Annotated in this window: 17 protein-coding genes; 9 read left to right on the top strand and 8 right to left on the bottom strand. The window is 74.3% G+C overall.

Going from position 1 to position 17,044, the window contains the following annotated elements:
* Window positions 1-6: 6 nt before the first annotated feature.
* From APR03_RS23520 to APR03_RS23535, 4 genes are all read right to left on the bottom strand, one after another.
* Window positions 7-477 carry a hypothetical protein gene (locus APR03_RS23520; protein WP_253839694.1) on the bottom strand — a complete coding sequence of 157 codons (471 nt, stop codon included), beginning with the start codon at window positions 475-477 and terminating at the stop codon, window positions 7-9.
* 41 nt (window positions 478-518) lie between these two features.
* A complete protein-coding gene (locus APR03_RS23525) occupies window positions 519-1,106 on the bottom strand; it encodes an NUDIX hydrolase (RefSeq protein ID WP_253839695.1) in 588 nt (195 codons plus the stop codon).
* Between the two features lies 1 nt (window position 1,107).
* Window positions 1,108-1,890 carry a fumarylacetoacetate hydrolase family protein gene (locus tag APR03_RS23530; RefSeq protein ID WP_253839696.1) on the bottom strand — a complete coding sequence of 261 codons (783 nt, stop codon included), beginning with the start codon at window positions 1,888-1,890 and terminating at the stop codon, window positions 1,108-1,110.
* Window positions 1,891-2,406: 516 nt separating this feature from the next.
* On the bottom strand, window positions 2,407-3,363 hold the full coding sequence (locus APR03_RS23535) for a class I SAM-dependent methyltransferase (protein ID WP_253839697.1): 957 nt from the start codon (window positions 3,361-3,363) through the stop codon (window positions 2,407-2,409).
* A gap of 126 nt (window positions 3,364-3,489) precedes the next feature.
* Here APR03_RS23535 and APR03_RS23540 point away from each other — a divergent pair, with 126 nt between their 5' ends.
* Window positions 3,490-4,764 carry a heparan-alpha-glucosaminide N-acetyltransferase domain-containing protein gene (locus APR03_RS23540; RefSeq protein ID WP_253839699.1) on the top strand — a complete coding sequence of 425 codons (1,275 nt, stop codon included), beginning with the start codon at window positions 3,490-3,492 and terminating at the stop codon, window positions 4,762-4,764.
* Here the strand turns inward: APR03_RS23540 and APR03_RS23545 are convergent.
* Together APR03_RS23545 and APR03_RS23550 are read right to left on the bottom strand one after the other, a co-directional pair.
* Window positions 4,761-5,606, bottom strand: coding sequence for a PhzF family phenazine biosynthesis protein (locus tag APR03_RS23545; RefSeq protein ID WP_253839701.1), 846 nt, complete (start codon window positions 5,604-5,606; stop codon window positions 4,761-4,763). The two genes, APR03_RS23540 and APR03_RS23545, sit on opposite strands and share 4 nt — an antisense overlap.
* On the bottom strand, window positions 5,603-6,565 hold the full coding sequence (locus APR03_RS23550; RefSeq protein WP_253839702.1) for an aldo/keto reductase: 963 nt from the start codon (window positions 6,563-6,565) through the stop codon (window positions 5,603-5,605). Before APR03_RS23550 ends, APR03_RS23545 begins: the two co-directional genes overlap by 4 nt.
* Window positions 6,566-6,623: 58 nt before the next feature.
* On the opposite strand from APR03_RS23550, the gene APR03_RS23555 reads away from it, so the two are divergent.
* From APR03_RS23555 to APR03_RS23570, 4 genes are all read left to right on the top strand, one after another.
* Window positions 6,624-7,544 carry a 3-methyladenine DNA glycosylase gene (locus tag APR03_RS23555; protein ID WP_253839703.1) on the top strand — a complete coding sequence of 307 codons (921 nt, stop codon included), beginning with the start codon at window positions 6,624-6,626 and terminating at the stop codon, window positions 7,542-7,544.
* 128 nt (window positions 7,545-7,672) lie between these two features.
* A complete protein-coding gene (locus APR03_RS23560; protein WP_253839705.1) occupies window positions 7,673-8,263 on the top strand; it encodes a lytic polysaccharide monooxygenase auxiliary activity family 9 protein in 591 nt (196 codons plus the stop codon).
* Between the two features lie 143 nt (window positions 8,264-8,406).
* Complete coding sequence (locus APR03_RS23565) at window positions 8,407-9,030, top strand: lytic polysaccharide monooxygenase auxiliary activity family 9 protein (protein ID WP_253839706.1); 624 nt, start codon at window positions 8,407-8,409, stop codon at window positions 9,028-9,030.
* Between the two features lie 141 nt (window positions 9,031-9,171).
* Window positions 9,172-10,026 carry an aminoglycoside 3'-phosphotransferase gene (locus APR03_RS23570; protein WP_253839707.1) on the top strand — a complete coding sequence of 285 codons (855 nt, stop codon included), beginning with the start codon at window positions 9,172-9,174 and terminating at the stop codon, window positions 10,024-10,026.
* Here the strand turns inward: APR03_RS23570 and APR03_RS23575 are convergent.
* Window positions 9,972-11,192, bottom strand: a complete 1,221-nt coding sequence (locus APR03_RS23575; RefSeq protein ID WP_253839708.1) for a DUF418 domain-containing protein — start codon at window positions 11,190-11,192, stop codon at window positions 9,972-9,974. The genes APR03_RS23570 and APR03_RS23575 overlap by 55 nt on opposite strands.
* Window positions 11,193-11,332: 140 nt before the next feature.
* Here APR03_RS23575 and APR03_RS23580 point away from each other — a divergent pair, with 140 nt between their 5' ends.
* Together APR03_RS23580 and APR03_RS23585 are read left to right on the top strand one after the other, a co-directional pair.
* The gene (locus tag APR03_RS23580) at window positions 11,333-12,121 is read left to right on the top strand and encodes an aminoglycoside 3'-phosphotransferase (protein ID WP_253839709.1); all 789 of its coding nucleotides are present in this window, start codon (window positions 11,333-11,335) and stop codon (window positions 12,119-12,121) included.
* Window positions 12,118-12,687, top strand: a complete 570-nt coding sequence (locus tag APR03_RS23585) for an AAA family ATPase (protein WP_253839710.1) — start codon at window positions 12,118-12,120, stop codon at window positions 12,685-12,687. The genes APR03_RS23580 and APR03_RS23585 overlap by 4 nt, the downstream gene beginning before the upstream one ends.
* Here the strand turns inward: APR03_RS23585 and APR03_RS23590 are convergent.
* On the bottom strand, window positions 12,669-13,217 hold the full coding sequence (locus tag APR03_RS23590) for a CGNR zinc finger domain-containing protein (protein ID WP_253839711.1): 549 nt from the start codon (window positions 13,215-13,217) through the stop codon (window positions 12,669-12,671). The genes APR03_RS23585 and APR03_RS23590 overlap by 19 nt on opposite strands.
* 38 nt (window positions 13,218-13,255) lie before the next feature.
* Here APR03_RS23590 and APR03_RS23595 point away from each other — a divergent pair, with 38 nt between their 5' ends.
* Window positions 13,256-14,257 (top strand): EamA family transporter, encoded by a 1,002-nt coding sequence (locus APR03_RS23595; protein WP_253839713.1) that lies wholly within the window; start codon window positions 13,256-13,258, stop codon window positions 14,255-14,257.
* A gap of 43 nt (window positions 14,258-14,300) precedes the next feature.
* Window positions 14,301-17,012 (top strand): DEAD/DEAH box helicase, encoded by a 2,712-nt coding sequence (locus tag APR03_RS23600; RefSeq protein ID WP_253839716.1) that lies wholly within the window; start codon window positions 14,301-14,303, stop codon window positions 17,010-17,012.
* Window positions 17,013-17,044 lie beyond the last annotated feature (32 nt).

Here is a 17,044-nt window from a genome sequence, read left to right on the forward strand (position 1 = left end):
CCAAGACTAGGCCGTGGGACCGGGTGCGGGGTTCTCGACCGCAAGACGGCCCCGGCGGTCCGACACGAGCAGGCCGACGGCGTAGGTGAGCCAGGCAGGGACCGACGCGAACAGGGCGACCTGGACCAGGAGCGCGTCCCAGTCCTCGTCGTCGCCGCGCCAGGGTGCGTCGTTCACGTAGTAGACCGCGGCGACGGCGGCGACCAGGGCGAGCGCCGTGCCCAGCACCGCGGCGGGGCCGAGGCGGGACCAGCCCAGGGCCACGGCGGCGACCAGGATCGCCGCGAGCACCAGGACGTTCACCACGAGGATGCCCAGCACGAGGTAACCGACCTGCTCGAGGTCGGCCGGGTTGGTCAGGTCGGCCAAGTCGCCACCGATGGCCACCCCGTAGACCACCCCGTAGACCACCCCGGCGAGCAGGGTCACGGCCAGGGCGACGGGCGCCAGGACCAGGAACCGCCGGATCGTCGACATGCCCACATCGTGCCTGCCGCTCGGCGGCCCGGCCACGAAAGTCACCGCGTGAGCCCGTTCTCCGAGGCCACGCGCGCGAGGGACACGAGCTCCGCGAGGTCGTCGCCGGGCAGGGCGTCGACGGGCCACCAGCGCACGTCGAGGGACTCGTCGGAGACCACGGCCTCCGCGCCCGGCGCCGCGACGGCGAGGAACCGCACGTCGAGGTGGTGCACGGGCCGGTCGGGGTCGCCGGTGCCCGGGCGGCAGAACGGCACGGCGTGCTCGTCCAGGTGCACGGGCACCGGGTCGACGGTGAGCGGCAGGCCCGACTCCTCACGTGCCTCCCGTTCGGCCGCGCCGGCCAGCGTGCGGTCGCCGGGCTCGAGGTGCCCACCGAGCTGGAACCACTGCTGCGCCTTGGCGTGCAGGGTGAGCAGCACGCGGGTGCCGTCGTGCGAGAGCACCACGGCCGACGCCGTCAGGTGGTCCGGCACCGACTCCCGGAGCACGCCGGCGCCTGGCCCTGCCGCCGCCTCCAGGTGTTCCACGTACCGGGCGCGCAGGCGCTCCTGTCCGGGGGACGGCGCGGTCCAGTCGCGCAGGGTGCGGAGGGAGTCGGCGTGCAGGGGCGCGGGTGCCTCCGTCACCTCAGCTCCGCCGGAGCACCGGGTTGGCCAGGACGCCGAGCCCCTCGACCTCGCACTCGACGCGGTCGCCGTGGTCGATCCGGCCCACCCCCGCGGGCGTGCCCGTGAGGATCACGTCACCGGGCAGCAGCGTCATCGCCTCGGAGATGTACGACACGAGGAACGGCACGTCGAACACCATGTCGCGGGTGCGGCCGTCCTGGCGCGGCTCGCCGTTCACGCGCGAGCGGACGCCGACGTCCTCCGGGTTCAGGTCCGTGTCGATCCACGGGCCGAGCGGCAGCGACGTGTCGAACCCCTTGGCGCGCGCCCACTGGCCGTCGGTGCGCTGGGCGTCGCGCGCCGTCACGTCGTTGGCGACGGTGTAGCCCAGCACGTACGACGGCGCGTTCTCCGGCGTGACGTCCTTGCACACCTTGGAGATGACCACGGCGAGCTCGGCCTCGTAGGAGACCTCCTGCGTGAAGTCCGGGATCACGATCGGGTCGTCCGGCCCGATCACCGCGGTGTTCGGCTTGAAGAAGAGCAGCGGGCTGGTCGGCACGTCGCCGCCCATCTCCTTGGCGTGGTCGGCGTAGTTCTTGCCCACGGCCACCACCTTGGAGCGTGGGATCACCGGGGCGAGCAGCCGGACGCCGTCGCCCAGCTCGATACGCTCGCCGGTCGGCATGGCCGGCATGTAGAGGGGGTCGCCGCCCAGCACGGCGAGGAAGGTCTTGCTGCCCTCCTGCTGCACGAGGGCGAAGCGGGGGTCGTCTCCGGTGGTAAATCTCGCGATACGCACGGCCTCAGCGTAAGCCGCCGCCGCATCCCCTGGCGCGAGCCGGACACTCCGCCGCTGACATCTGGTGATCCGGCGCCGAGCGCCGGAGCACCGCCGTCGAGATCTGGCGATCCAGCGCCCAGAGCCGAAGCACCGCCACCGAGATCTGGCGGTTCGGCGCTGAGATCTGGGGCTTGCGCCGAGCTCTGGCCGTGCGCCACCAGATCTCAGCGCGACCACCAGATCTCGGCGCCGCAACGCCAGATCTCAGCGAGGGAGGTGGCGCGGCAGCACCAGATCTCGGCCCCGAGGCGGCACTGCACCGAGAGCGAGAGCCAGAAGCACCGCCGCCGAGATCTGGCGGTTCGGCGCCGAGATCTGGGGCTTGCGCCGAGATCTGGCCGTGCACCGCCAGATCTCAGCGCGACCACCAGATCTCGGCGCCGCAGCACCAGATCTCAACCGGGAGACGGCGCCGCAGCACCAGATCTCAACCGGGAGGCAGCGCCGCAGCACCAGATCTCAGCCGCAAACCACCTACGCCCTGGCCAGGACCTCGCCGTTGAGCACCGCGAACCAGCCGTCCGGGGCCGCGGCCCACTCGCGCCAGCCCTGGGCGAGCTGCTCCAGGGCCACGTCGTCCGCGAGCGCCGAGTCCTGGGCCTGCACGGCGAAGTTGGACTCGGTGCAGCGCTCGGCCCAGAGGCCGCCCCACCAGGTGCGGTCGTCGGGGGTGGCGTAGCACCAGACGCTGGCGCCGGGCTCGATGGTGTCGGGGTCGAAGCCGGCGTCGCGCACCCAGGAGGCGAGGCGGCGTCCGGCGTCGGGCTCGAAACCGTAGGCGTGGGTGACCTCGTGGTAGAGGGTGTTCCACTCGGTGAGCTCGGGCGACTCGGGGTACCAGGCCATGGCGGCGTAGTCCGCGTCGCGGACGGCGACGAAGCCGCCGGGCTTGGCCACGCGCTTCATCTCGCGCAGGGCGGCCACGGGGTCGGAGAGGTGCTGCAGCAGCTGGTGGGCGAAGACGACGTCGAACGAGTCGTCCTCGAACGGGAGCTCGTAGGCGTTGGCGTGCTCGAAGGTGATGTTCTTCGTGCCGTGCGCGTCGGCGAGGCCGCGCGCGGACTCCAGCACCTCGTCGGAGGCGTCGACGCCGACGACGCTGCCCTGGGTGAGGCGCTCGGCGAGGTCGACGGTGACCGTGCCGGGGCCGCAGCCGACGTCGAGCAGCGTCATGTCGGACAGGAGGTGGGGCAGCAGGAACGCAGCGGAGTTGGCCGCCGTCCGCCGCCGGTGGGAGCGCAGCACGGACTCGTGGTGGCCGTGCGTGTAGGACTCCGACTCCTTCGTCAGGTCCTTGACCGCGCCCGGGTCGTTCCGGTCCTGGCCGGTCAGGCGGGACAGGCTGCTGGGCGCGTCGACCGCGTCGATCGGGTCGGTCCCCGCGAGCCTGTCGCTGCGGGGCGTGTGGTGCTCGTTGGTGCTGCCGGTCATGGGCGCACTGTATGTGGGTCTCGCGGGGGCGCACACCTGCGTTCTCATCCCTCGGGACGGCCGTCCGGCGGCCGGTCGACGGCGTGGCCGCGAGCGCGGGACCCGGGGAGGCGCAAGGATGCCCGCATGTCCACGCACGTCGAACGGTCCGGCCACCCTGCCGCGACCCCCGCCGCACCCCGGGTTCGGCGCCGGGTCGCCCGGAACCTGCTCGGCGGCCCCGGCCGCGTGACGGGCGCCGACCTGGCCCGGGGCATCGCGGTGCTCGGCATGTTCACGGCGCACGTGGGCGTGACGTCGGCGGACCTGGGCTCCCCGGAGGGCTGGCTGGGCCTGGCGCACGGGCGGTCGTCGATCCTGTTCGCGACGGTCGCGGGCCTGTCGCTCGCCCTGGTCACGGGCGGCACGACGCCGTTCGCGGGCGCGGCGCTGCGCACGGCCCGGGGCCGCATCCTGGTGCGGGTGGTGCTCCTGCTGGCGCTGGTGGCCGTGCTGGACCTGTTCGGCACGCGGGTGCTGCTCATCCTCGGCTTCTACGCGGCGTACTTCGTGCTGGCGCTGCCGTTCCTGCGGGTGACGCCTGCGCGGCTCGCGGCGACGGCGCTGGTCGTCGCCGTGGTGGGGCCCGTGCTCGTCTACTACGGCCCGGAGGCGCTGGCCCGGGCGGGGCTGCGCGCGCCGCACGACGGCTCGGGCGCCGCCACGGACTTCCTGCTCACCGGCCACTACCCTGCGCTGGTCTGGATGGCGTACGTGCTCGCGGGCCTGGCCGTGGGGCGCAGCGACCTGCGTTCGCCTACGCTCCAGCTCGGCCTGGTGGCGGGCGGGTTCGGGGCGGCGGCGCTGTTCTCGCTCGCGTCGGCCACCCTGGTGGCGGGGGCCGGCGGCGCGGTGACGATCGACGGGCAGGTGACCGTCACGTCGGCGCAGTACCTGGCGCAGGTGCCCGGCTGGTCCGACCCGTGGCCGCCCCTGTCGGGCCTGTACCTGGAGGGCCCGCACGACGACACGATGTTCGAGGCGCTGGGGTCCGGCGGGTTCGCGCTCGGGGTGCTCGGCCTGTGCCTGCTGCTCGGCCGGGTGGTCGAGGGCCGCGCCGCGGGCGCGGTCACCCGCGCGGTCCGGTGGGTGGTCCTCGTCGTGGTGACGCTCCTGGCCGCGGTCGGCGCCCTGGCGCTGACCGTCTACTCCGCGCAGATCGTCGCCATCTGGTGGTGGACCCGCACGTACTTCGACCTGCTCGACCCCCCGACCAACGGCCCGCTCGGCTGGATGGTGCTGATCAGCCTCGCCGCGGCGACGCTCTGGCGGGCGCTGCTCGGCCGCGGCCCGCTGGAGCGCCTGTTCTCGGGCGTCGCGCGCCGTGTGTTCCCCGCAGACCGTCACGACGCGGACCGCTAGAGCGAGACCTCGCCCACCACCGTCGTCACCGTGTCGCCGCCCACCCACACGGCGCCGTCGGCGAGCTTCTCCACGTGCACGCGGCCGCGCCGTCCCAGCGCGGTGCCCTGGGACGCCACGTACGACGACGGCAGCACGTCACCTGCGAGCCACTGCCCCAGGCCGGCGTTGAGGCTGCCGGTGACCGGGTCCTCCCCCACGCCGATGGACGGCACGAAGGCGCGCACCTCGACGGCGGGGCCGTCGTCGTCCGCTCCCGGGTACGCGCCCACCACGCCGAGCTTGAGGTCGCCCATGGCCGCGAGGTCGGGCTCCAGGGCGAGCACGGCGTCGGCGTCGCGGAGCTGGGCCGCCACCCAGCCCGGTCCGTTGTCCACCCAGGCCGCGCGGACGACGTCGGACGCCGCGATGCGCAGGGCCCGCGCGATGCGGGCCAGGTCCGCGTCGTCGACCGGGCCCGAACGGGCCAGCGGCGGCGCCGCGAACGCGAGGCGCTCGCCCCGGCGCAGCCGCACCAGGCCCACGCCGCACTCCTGCACCACGTCGGCCCCGGCGGGCACGCCGCCCGCCTCCAGCCACGCGTGGGCCGTGCCGAGCGTCGGGTGGCCGGCGAACGGCAGCTCGCCGCCCGGCGTCCAGATGCGCACGCGGTAGTCGGCGCCGCCGTCCCGGCCCGCGGGCGTGGGCGGCAGCAGGAACGTGGTCTCCGACAGGTTGGTCCAGCGGGCGAACGCGGCCATGTCGCCGTCGCTCAGGCCGTCCGCGTCGTGCACGACGGCGACCGGGTTGCCGCCCACCGGCTGCGGCGAGAAGACGTTGACCTGGCGGAAGCGGCGGCTCATGCCGGGAAGATCTCGTCCAGCTCGGCCAGGTCGTCCGCCGTCGGCGTCCAGGTCCAGGCCTGCGCGTTGGCCCGCACCTGCTCCGGGCGGGTGGCCCCCGCGATCACCGACGACACCTCCGGCCGGGACAGCAGCCACGAGAACGCGACCACCGTCTCGCTGGTGTCGCGCTCGCGGCAGAACGCGGCGAACCGGTCCAGCGCCTCCCACGGCGCGGACTCCAGCAGGTGCTTCTTCTCGTTGACCAGGCGCGTGCCGTCCGGCCGCGCACCGCCCGAGTACTTGCCCGTGAGCAGGCCGTTCGCCAGCGGGAAGTAGGGCAGCACGCCGAGGCCGTACGCGCGCGCCGCGGGCAGCACCTCCCGCTCGACGCCCCGCGACAGCAGCGAGTACTCGTTCTGCGCCGAGACGAACCGGGCGCCGCCGAGCGAGCGCGCGACATGCTCGGCGTCGGCCAGCTGCCAGCCCTTGAGGTTGGAGTGGCCCACGTAGCGCACCTTGCCCGCGCGCACCAGGTCGTCGAGCGCGGCGAGCGTCTCGTCGACCGGCGTCGCCGGGTCGGGCGTGTGCAGCTGGTAGAGGTCGATCCAGTCGGTGCCCAGCCGGCGCAGCGACGCCTCGGCCGCGCGCACGATGTACCGGCGCGAGCCGCGCGCGCCGAAGTCCGCCCCGTTCAGGCCCCGCAGGTCGAGGCCGAACTTGGTGGCGACCAGCACGTCGTCCCGGCGGCCCTTGAGGGCGCCGCCCAGCAGCTCCTCCGACAGGCCCGGGCGCACGCCGTAGCTGTCCGCGGTGTCGAAGAAGGTGACGCCCGCGTCGATCGCGGCGTCGACCAGGGCGGTGGCGCCCTCCTGGTCAGCGGTGACGGTGCCGGAGCGGCCGAGGTTGTTGCACCCGAGACCGATCACCGGGACGGACAGGCCGGAGCGCCCGAGACGGCGCTGGGGAAGGTCGGACATGGTCGCACCCTACGTCCGGGCGCGCAGGCACCGCCCGGGCCCGCCGTACCCTGGACCGGTGACCACGACCCTCGGCGAGACCGCCACGCACGACGCCGTCGTGCGCGCGCGGGTCCTGGCGCCCGAGGAGTGGCTGCCGCGCGCGGCAGCGCACGCCGAGCGGGCCGACGCCCTCACCGCCGTCTGGCGCGCGGCCCGCGCCGCGGGGCGCAAGCACGCGGTCGAGGACTTCCTGTTCACCTACTACCCCACCCGCGTGGCGCACCTGCGCCGCTGGCACCCGGGGCCGGGGGTCGCGCTCGAGCTCCCGGACGAGCCGGCGGACGACGCCGGCCGCCGCACCTGGCGCTGGTATATGGGCTCACCGGTGACCCTCGACGTGCCCGCGTTCCTCGCCGACCGCGGCGACACCGTGCGCTACGTGCACGCGCTGCTGTCGGCGACGGCGTCGCGCCCGGGCACCTTCGGCTGCTTCGGGCTGCACGAGTGGGCGATGGTCTACCGCGACCGCGAGGCGGGCCGCGACCACCGGCACCCGCTGCCCCTGCGGCTGGGCCACGCGGGCACGGACGCCGTGGTGGAGGACAACCCGGTGCGCTGCTCGCACTTCGACGCCTACCGCTTCTTCACGCCGGAGGCGACCGGCCGCAACCAGCTGCGGCCCACGCGCGCCGACCAGGTGGCCCTGGAGCAGCCCGGCTGCCTGCACGCGAACATGGACCTCTACAAGTGGTGCCTGAAGCTCGGCCCCGCGGTGCCCGGCGACCTGCTGCTCGACGCCTTCGAGCTGGCCCGAGACATCCGCTGGACCGACATGGCCGCCTCCCCCTACGACGTCTCGGAGTACGGCGTCGCCGCCGTCGCGATCGAGACGCCCCAGGGCAAGGCGGAGTACGTGCGGCGGCAGCGGTCGTTCGCCGAGCGGTCGGCGCGGCTGCGGGCCCGCCTCCTGGACGTCTGCGCGGCCCTGCTCGCCTGACGGGGGCTACGTAGGTAGGTAGTTGCCCTACTTGTTCGCGGCGCGTGCGCTTTCTAGCGTCGAAGGGTCACACCCGGCACACAGGAGCGATCCAGGAAACTTCCAACTTCACACCCGAGGTGAGCCCCATGAGAATCGCCGCACCGCGCACATCCGCCACCAGGGTCCTGCTCGGCGTCCTCGCCGTCCTGGCCCTGACCCTGACGGCGCTGGTCGCCGTACCGAACTCGATGACACCGCGGGCCGAGGCCCACGGCTGGGTGGTCTCGCCGCCGAGCCGGCAGGACCACTGCGCCAAGCGGACCGTGAGCTGGACCTGCAACGGGGTCGAGTGGGAGCCGCAGAGCGTCGAGGCGCCCAAGGGCTCGATGCTCTGCTCCGGCGGCAGCCGGTTCACCACGCTGGACAACGGCTCGCTGGCCTGGCCGCGCACCGGCATCGGCAGCACGCACACCTTCCAGTGGACGCTGACCGCCTTCCACCGCACCGCGAGCTGGGAGTACTTCGTGGACGGCCAGCTGTTCCGCACGTTCAACGACAACGGCGCCACCCCGCCACCCACGGTCACGCACACGCTCAGCGGCCTGCCGTCGGGCAACCACACGATCCTGGCCCGGTGGAACGTGTACGACACCGCCATGGCGTTCTACGCCTGCATGGACGTCAGCATCGGCGGACGCTCCGTCCCCGCCGGCCACCTGGCGGCCGCGCACCTCTGACCCTCCCGGGTCCCGGGACCTGGTCCCGGGACCCGCCCTACGGGGATGTACGTACGGATTCGCCCTCATTGTCAGGAGCGGTGCCTTTTTCCTAGGTTCGTGAGCGACGACATTTCACCCGCTCGCGCAACGGAGGCAACGCCATGAACCGTGCACGCACCCTCAGCCCGCCCCGCCGACTCCTGCTGTCCGCGCTCGCCGCGCTCGCCCTGGCGGCGGCCTTCCTCGTGACGGCGCCGCTCGCCCCGCAGGCACAGGCCCACGGCTGGATCACCAACCCGCCCAGCCGCGCCGACCACTGCGCGTCCGGTGCCGTCAGCTTCGACTGCGGCGGCCTCCAGTACGAGCCGCAGAGCGTCGAGGCCCCGAAGGGCTCCATGGAGTGCTCGGGCGGCAGCGGCTTCACGGTGGTCGACGACGACTCCCTGCCCTGGCCCCGCACCTCGGTGGGCAGCGAGGTCACCTTCCGCTGGCAGATCACCGCCCGGCACTCCACCTCCACGTGGGAGTACTTCGTGGACGGCCAGCCCTTCCGGACCGTGGACGACGGCGGCGCCCAGCCCGGCGCGACCGTCGAGCACACGCTGAGCGGCCTGCCCGCCGGTGACCACACCGTCTTCGCCCGCTGGAACATCGCCGACACCGCGATGGCGTTCTACCAGTGCGTCGACGTCAGCGTCGGCGGGTCGTCGAGCACCGCGGGCCCCATGGCGCAGCAGGGCCTGCCGGGTCTGCTCGGCGCACCGGCGGTCCGCAGCGCGGTCTGACGGCACCGCCACCAGGCACGCGCGCGGCCGCGGGCACCGTCGCTCGCGGCCGCGCGGCCCGTCCGGGCGCATGTCGCCCAGTGCCCCGCGGCGCCACGAACCAGGAGCACTTTTTCACCCGCTCTATGGGACGATGGTGGCGTGTCGAGCGCACTGGTCGGCATCAGTCCGACACCCGTCGAGGTACCGCCCGTCGTGCACGGCCTGGCCGCGCGGCTCCGGTCCGGGGCGACGGTCGTTCCCGTGTGGCGCAACGAGTACGGCGGGCTCACGGTGCGGCTGGGCCCGCTCGCGGCCCCGACCAGCAGCGCGCCGAGCAGCCCCTACCTCAAGTGGGTCCCGGACGCCTCGCCCTCCCCCGACCCCCTCGCCGAGGCCGACCGGCTCGTCTGGGCGGGCTCGTTCACCCGCGTGCCGCACGTGCTCGACGCGGGCCGGGACGCGCGGGGGTCCTGGCTGCTCACCGCCGCGGTCGAGACGGACGGCGAGGTCGCGACGTCGGCCGTCGAGCCGCGGTGGCGCCCCTACGCCGAGCGCGCGGCGATCGCGATCGGCGTGGGGCTGCGACGGTTCCACGACACCCTGCCCACCGACACGTGCCCCTTCGTGCGGACCGCGCGGATGCGCGTCGCTGCCCTCACCACCGACGCGAGCGCCCCGCTCGACGACACCGAGCGCGCCGCGCTCGACCGGGCCCTGGGCGACCCGCCGCCGCCCGACCGGCTCGTCGTGTGCCACGGCGACGCGACGGTGCCGAACACGCTCCTCGACCGGGTGGGCCGGTTCGCCGCGCACGTCGACGTGGGCGACCTGGGCGTGGGCGACCGCTGGTCCGACCTCGCGGTGACCACGCGCAGCGTGAGCCGCCGGTACGGCCCGGGCCTGGAGCCTCTGGTGCTCGCCGCCTACGGCGTGGCCCCCGACCCGGAGCGCATCGCGTACTACCGCGCGCTCTGGGACGCCGAGGAGGCGGTCCGCGCGCGGCGCGCCGCCTGACCGCGCCGCTCGTACACCCGGTGCACGACCAGCTCGACGGGCCCGCGCGGCCACCGCCGCAGCCACAGCGGCGCCACGACCAGCAGCACGGCCGAGATGCCGGCCCAGATCCCGACCACCTGCCAGGGGCCGCCGCCCGCGAGGCCGAGGCCCCAGTCGAAGCAGAGCACCGAGGCGAGCACGTTCTGCAGCACGTAGCAGGACAGCGCGGTGCGGCCGATCCCCTCGACGCCGCGGCGCAGCGGGCCCGGCGCGCGGCCGGCCCGCACCCGGCCCACGAGGGTGGTGCCGAGCGCGAGGATGCCGAGCGCCACCAGCGGCGGCACCAGGTAGCGGTCCACGAGGAACCAGCTCGGCCCGGCCCAGGCCGTGAGCGCGTTGAGCGGCACGCCGAGGCCCAGACCGGCCCACGCGAGCCGACGGCGCAGCCGTGCGCCCTCTGCCGTGGCGGCGAACAGCCCGGCGCGGACGAGCCGCGAGCCCACCACGAACAGGACCGTCGCCGAGGGGACGATCAGGAGCAGCTCCACGCGGAACAGCACGATGTCCGTCAGGCGGGCGCCCACCTGGTCGAGCCAGCTCGCCGTCGACGGCACGGCGGGCACGCCGCCCGCGGGCTCGCCCGGGACGGCGACCAGCAGCGCGGTGAGCGCGCCGATCGCCAGCACGTAGCCCGCGGCGATCGCCCCCGCCCAGGTTCGCACCACGCGGTCGCCGCGGCCGATCAGGTACGCCGCGGCCAGCGACGCGATCGCGTACCCCATGAGCACGTCGAACTCGAAGACGAGCACGTAGTGCAGCAGGCCCTCGACGAAGAGGATCGCGGCGCGCAGCACGTACCGGCCCGGCCACCGCAGCCCGCGCCGCACCATGGACCGGTACTGGAGCTCCAGGCCCACGCCGAACAGCAGCGTGAGCAGCGCCAGGAACTTGCCGTTCGACAGGGTCCGCAGCGCGGTGCGGACCGGGTCGTCCGTCTCGAACCCGCCCGTGAGCAGGGTCGCGGGACCGCCGGGCGTGGTGAACAGCCAGATGTTGCTGGCGAGGGTGCCGAGGATCGCCACGCCGCGCAGCACGTCGAGCGCGGCGATCCGGCCGCCGGGGCGTGCGGCGGCCGGCACGGCCGGTGAAGGTGCAAGCACGGGGCCCGGGGCGTCGAGGGACATGTCCCGAGCCTGGCGCGGGCGGACGCCCGCCGGCGTCGGCCGTCCGGGCGATCCGTGCCGCGACCGTGTACATCCTTCGACGGACCCGCCACCGCGAATTGAGCTCGTGACCAGGCCGGGGGTTCTGCGACCCTGGGCCCATGACGATTCCCACCGAGCCGGTGCCCGCGCCCGACCTGGTGCGCGAGCTCGCCGGCGACGGGCACCTCACGCTCGCGTGGCGCAACGAGCTCGGCGGCCTCACGTTCCGTGTGGACCCGCCGGAGCCGACGGACCCCGCCACCTTCGTCAAGTGGTCGCCCCGCACCGACCGCGCCCTGACTGAGTGGATCGACCTGGTCGACGAGGCGGCCCGGATGCGCTGGGCGGAGCCGTACACGACGGTGCCGCACGTGCTGGAGGTCGGCACCGACGGCGACGCGGACTGGCTGGTCACGGTCGCGCTCGACGCACGCTCCGCCGTCGACCCGCGCTGGCTCGCGGAGCCCGAGACCGCGGCCCGGGCCATCGGCGCGGGCCTGCGGGCGCTGCACGACAGCCTGCCCGTGGACCAGTGCCCGTGGACGTGGAGCATCGACGACCGTCTCGCCGTGGCCGAGGACCGCGCGGCCCGCGGCCACGCCGCGCCCGGCTGGTCGCCCGAGGCCCGCGCCCGGCTCGCCGACGCGCCGGAGCACGACCGGCTCGTGGTGTGCCACGGCGACGCGTGCGCGCCCAACACCCTCCTGGCCGACGACGGCGCGTGGTTCGGCCACGTGGACCTCGGCGCGCTCGGCGTGGCCGACCGCTGGGCCGACCTCGCGATCGCGACCTACAGCCTGGGCTGGAACTACGGTCCCGGCTACGACCACCTGGTCTACGAGGCGTACGGCATCGACGAGGACTCCGACCGGGTCGCCTGGTACCGCCTGCTGTGGGACCTGGGATGAGCCCTCGGACGAGCACGGACCACACGCCCCGCCTGCTCCTCGTGACCGGCCCGCCGGGGTCGGGCAAGTCGACCGTCACCGCGGCCCTCGCCGACCTCTGGGAGCCCAGCGTGCTCGTCGAGGGCGACGCCTTCTTCGCCTTCCTGCGCCGGGGCGCGATCTCGCCGTGGCTGCCCGAGTCGCACGCCCAGAACGACACGACCACGCGCGCGGCGGCCGCCGCGGCCGGCACCTTCGCGGCGGGCGGCATGGTCGTGGTGTACGACGGCGTCGTCGGCCCGTGGTTCCTGCCGGGGTTCGCGGCCGCCACCGGCGTCGACGTGCTCGACTACGTGGTGCTGCTGCCGCCCGTGGAGACCTGCCTGCACCGTGTCGCCACGCGCGCGGGCCACGGGTTCACGGACCTCGACGCGGCCCGGCACATGCACGAGGACTTCGTGCGCGCGACGGCGGACGGCGCCCCCGGCGCGGTGCTCCGCGACCCGCCGGCCGACGTGCCCGGGGTGGTCGACGCCGTCCGCGACGCGCTGCGCTCGGGCCGGTCGCGCTACGCCGTGGCGGGCTGAGCCGCCTGCCGCGCGCGGTGGGCGGCCTGCGCGTTGCGGTTGCTGCACGTGGTGGAGCAGTACCGGCGCGACCGGTTGCGCGAGAGGTCCAGGACGACGCCGGCGCAGTCGTCGTCCGCGCAGACCGCCAGGCGCGACAGCTCGTCGTCGCGGACGACGTCGATCATCGCCATCGCGGTCTCGACCAGGATGCGGGTGGCCAGCGGGGCGTCATCGGGCACGGCGTGGATGTGCCAGTCCTCCCGCGGGTGCCGCACGAGGCGGGGTACGGCGCGCGCCTCGGCCAGCATGTCGTTGACCAGGCCGGCGGCGTCGTCGCGGCCGGCTAGGAGCAGCTCGCGCAGCCGGGGCCGCAGCGCCAGGACGTCGCGCAGCTCGGCGGCGGTGCCGTCGTGCCTGCCGGTGTAGCCGTGCCGCGTGAAGAACGCGTCCAGCTCGGCGACCGTCGTGAGGGTGACCGGCGGCTCCCCCGCGTTCACGAGCTCGACGGCGGACCGGAGCGCCTCCGCGGTGTCAGATGCGAAAACCACGTTGACACATTACCCGGCCCACCCTACCGTCAGGACCTATGAGCGCAGTGACACCTGACACCGGCGGGCCGGTGGTGAGCGCGGCCGGCGCCGTCGGCCCCGCGCCCGCGCGCCGCCTGACCACCGGGCTGGTGCTGGCCGGCGTCTCGGCCGCGGCGTTCAGCCTGTCCGGGGTGTTCGCGAGCGGGCTGCTCGACACGGGCTGGAGCCCGGGCGCCATGGTGCTGGCGCGGGTGGCCCTCGCGGCCGTCGTGGTGCTGCCGCTCGGCATCCTGTCGCTGCGCGGCGACTGGGGTCCGGTGCGCCGCAACCTCGGGCTGATCTCGCTGTACGGCGCCGTCTCGGTGGCGGGCTGCCAGTTCGCCTACTTCTCCGCCGTGCAGTACATGCCGGTGGGGCCCGCCCTGCTCATCGAGTACACGGCCCCGGCGGCCGTGGTGCTCTGGTTCTGGCTGCGGCACGGCCAGCGGCCCCGGGGCGCGACGGTGCTCGGCGCGCTGCTGGCGGCGGCCGGCCTGGTGCTCGTGCTGGACCTGGTCGGCGGGGCCGGGGGCGCCATGCACCCGGCGGGCGTCGCGTGGGCCCTGCTGGCGATGCTCGGCGTCTCGACCTACTTCGTCATCAACGCGAACGTGGACACCGGCCTGCCGCCCCTGGCCCTCGCGGCGGGCGGCCTGACGACGGCGACCGTCGCGCTGGGCCTGCTCGGCGCGACCGGCCTCATGCCGCTGGAGTACAGCACCGCCTCGCCGGTCTACGGCGGCACGGAGGTGCCGTGGTGGCTGCCGATCCTCGGCCTCGGTGTCGTGACGGCCGCCCTGGCCTACGTCGCGGGCATCGCGGCGGGGCGCCTGCTGGGCCCGCGCCTGGCGTCGTTCGTGGGACTGTTCGAGGTGGTCGCGGCGATCGGCTTCGCCTGGCTGCTGCTGGGCGAGCTGCCCCGCCCGGTGCAGCTCGTGGGCGGCGTGCTGATCCTCGCCGGGGTGGTCGCGGTGCAGGCGGGCGAGAAGCGCGCACCCGCCGAACGCCCGGTGGGCTGACGGCGCGGCCCCGGCTTCACCCGCCTGCAAGAATGGGCGCACCATGACGGCGCCCTCCTCCACCTCCGCGTCCACGTTCTCCGCGACCTCTCAGCCCGCCGCCCCGCGGCCCGCCGGGACCCTGATCCCCTACCTGCCCGCGCCCACGGGCAAGGACCCGGACCCGGACGTGCTGTTCGAGAGCTTCAGCGAGTGGGCGTCGGCAGGCGGGCGGGCCCTGTACCCGCACCAGGAGGAGGCCCTCCTGGAGGTCATGACGGGTTCGCACGTCGTCCTCGCCACGCCCACCGGCTCCGGCAAGTCGATGGTCGCGATGGGCGCGCAGTTCGCCGCGCTGGCCGCGCACCGGTCCGGGCGCGGCGGCCGCACGTACTACACCGCACCCCTGAAGGCGCTCGTCAGCGAGAAGTTCTTCGACCTCGTGGCGGCGTTCGGCTCGAAGAACGTCGGCATGATGACGGGCGACTCCGCCGTCAACCCGGACGCCCCGATCATCTGCTGCACCGCGGAGATCCTGGCCAACCTCGCGCTGCGCCGCGGCACCAGCCCCACGGACGACGACGAGGGCATCGCGCAGGTGGTCATGGACGAGTTCCACTACTACGGCGACCCGCAGCGCGGCTGGGCCTGGCAGGTGCCGCTGCTGGAGCTCAAGGACACGCAGTTCATCCTGATGAGCGCCACGCTCGGCGACACGACGCGGCTGCGTGAGGACATCGAGGAGCGCACGGGCCGGCCCGTCGCGGAGGTCGCGGGCGCCGAGCGCCCCGTGCCGCTCACGTTCTCGTACGTGGTGGAGCCGCTCACCGAGGTGATCCAGGAGCTCGTGACCACGCACCGCGCCCCGGTCTACGTGGTGCACTTCACGCAGAAGGACGCCGTCGACCGCGCGCAGTCGCTGCTGTCCATGAACGTGGCGAGCAAGGCCGAGAAGGAGGCCATCGTCACCGAGATGGGCGCCTTCCGGTTCGGCACCGGGTTCGGCAAGATCCTGAGCAGGTTCCTGCGGCACGGCGTGGGCGTGCACCACGCGGGCATGCTGCCGAAGTACCGCCGGCTGGTGGAGCGCCTCACGCAGAAGGGCCTGCTCAAGGTCGTGTGCGGCACGGACACGCTGGGCGTGGGCATCAACGTGCCCATCCGCACGGTGCTGCTGACGAGCCTCGTGAAGTTCGACGGCGAGCGCATGCGGCACCTCAGCGCGCGCGAGTTCCACCAGATCGCCGGGCGCGCGGGCCGCGCCGGGTACGACACCGTGGGCGAGGTGCTGGTCATGGCGCCCGAGCACGTCATCGAGAACCGCAAGGCGCTGGCCAAGGCGGGCGACGACCCCAAGAAGCTCAAGAAGGTGGTGCGCAAGAAGGCGCCGTCGGGCGCGGTGAACTGGACCGACGCCACGTTCGAGCGGCTGCGCGACGCCGACCCCGAGCCGCTGGTCTCCCAGTTCCGGGTGAACCACGCGATGGTGCTCAACGTGCTGGCGCGCGCGTCGGCCGGCACCACCGACCCGGTGGACGCCATGCGCCACCTGCTGACCGCCAACCACGACACCGAGTCGCAGCAGGCCGAGCACGTGCGCCAGGCGTTCCGCATCTACCGGTCGCTGCGGGTGGCCGGCGTGGTGGAGAAGGTGCGGGTGCCCGACGCCGCGGGCCGCCTGCGCCCGTCGGCCCGCCTCATGGTGGACCTGCCGCGCGACTTCGCGCTGAACCAGCCGCTGTCCCCGTTCGCCCTGGCAGCCATGGACCTGCTCGACGTCGAGAGCCCGACGCACGCGCTCGACGTCGTCTCCGTCATCGAGGCCACCCTCGACGACCCCCGCCAGGTGCTCATGGGTCAGCAGAACAAGGCGCGCGGCGAGGCCGTGGCGGCGATGAAGGCCGAGGGCATCGAGTACGAGGAGCGCATGGAGCTGCTCGAGGAGGTCACGTGGCCCAAGCCGCTGGCCGACCTGCTGGAGCCCGCCTTCCAGACCTACCGCCGCAGCAACCCGTGGGTGGCGGACGCCGAGCTGTCCCCCAAGTCGGTGGTGCGCGACATGGTGGAGAAGGCCATGACCTTCGCCGAGACGGTGAGCGTGTACGGGCTGGAGCGCACCGAGGGCGTGGTGCTGCGCTACCTCGCCGACGCCTACCGGGCCGTGCGTCAGGTGGTGCCCGAGGAGCACCGCACCGAAGAGGTGCAGGAGATCATCGAGTGGCTCGGCGAGCTCGTGCGCGGCGTGGACTCCTCGTTGCTCGACGAGTGGGAGCGCTTGGCCAACCCGGTGGACGACGATGCCGACCTCGTGACCGACGGCGAGCTGGCCGACGCCGGCGCCGAGGCGCCCGTCCGGCCCGTCACGGGCAACCCGCGGGCGTTCCGGCGACTGGTCCGCAACGCGCTGTTCCGCCGGGTCGAGCTCGCGGCGCGCGAGTCGTACGGACCCCTGGCCGCCCTGGGCGGCGGGTGGGACGCCGACGCGTGGGCCGACGCCCTCGACCCGCTGTTCGAGGAGCAGGGCGACGACGCGATCGGGATCGGCCCGGAAGCCCGTTCGGCCGCGCTGCTCACGATCCTGGAGCCCGGCGCGGAGCTGCCCGCGGGCGCGGGCGGCGAGGGTGGGCGCGTGGAGCCCGGCACGTGGTGGGTACGGCAGGTGCTCGACGACGCCGACGCGAACCGCGACTGGGCTATCACCGCGCAGGTCGACCTCGCGGCGAGCGACGAGGCGGGCGAGGTCGTGCTGACGGTGCTCGAGGTCGGACAGATCTGACTTTGCCGCTCGTTTACCTTTCTTCGGGCTTG

It is taken from the genome of Promicromonospora thailandica (assembly GCF_024171955.1).
GTDB lineage: Bacteria > Actinomycetota > Actinomycetes > Actinomycetales > Cellulomonadaceae > Promicromonospora > Promicromonospora thailandica.

Coding starts and splice junctions, on each gene's coding strand:
- APR03_RS23520 (WP_253839694.1), bottom strand. CDS start 477: ATGTCGACGATCCGGCGGTTCCTGGTCCTGGCGCCCGTCGCCCTGGCC.
- APR03_RS23535 (WP_253839697.1), bottom strand. CDS start 3,363: ATGACCGGCAGCACCAACGAGCACCACACGCCCCGCAGCGACAGGCTC.
- APR03_RS23540 (WP_253839699.1), top strand. CDS start 3,490: ATGTCCACGCACGTCGAACGGTCCGGCCACCCTGCCGCGACCCCCGCC.
- APR03_RS23545 (WP_253839701.1), bottom strand. CDS start 5,606: ATGAGCCGCCGCTTCCGCCAGGTCAACGTCTTCTCGCCGCAGCCGGTG.
- APR03_RS23550 (WP_253839702.1), bottom strand. CDS start 6,565: ATGTCCGACCTTCCCCAGCGCCGTCTCGGGCGCTCCGGCCTGTCCGTC.
- APR03_RS23560 (WP_253839705.1), top strand. CDS start 7,673: ATGAGAATCGCCGCACCGCGCACATCCGCCACCAGGGTCCTGCTCGGC.
- APR03_RS23565 (WP_253839706.1), top strand. CDS start 8,407: ATGAACCGTGCACGCACCCTCAGCCCGCCCCGCCGACTCCTGCTGTCC.
- APR03_RS23575 (WP_253839708.1), bottom strand. CDS start 11,192: ATGTCCCTCGACGCCCCGGGCCCCGTGCTTGCACCTTCACCGGCCGTG.
- APR03_RS23580 (WP_253839709.1), top strand. CDS start 11,333: ATGACGATTCCCACCGAGCCGGTGCCCGCGCCCGACCTGGTGCGCGAG.
- APR03_RS23585 (WP_253839710.1), top strand. CDS start 12,118: ATGAGCCCTCGGACGAGCACGGACCACACGCCCCGCCTGCTCCTCGTG.
- APR03_RS23595 (WP_253839713.1), top strand. CDS start 13,256: ATGAGCGCAGTGACACCTGACACCGGCGGGCCGGTGGTGAGCGCGGCC.
- APR03_RS23600 (WP_253839716.1), top strand. CDS start 14,301: ATGACGGCGCCCTCCTCCACCTCCGCGTCCACGTTCTCCGCGACCTCT.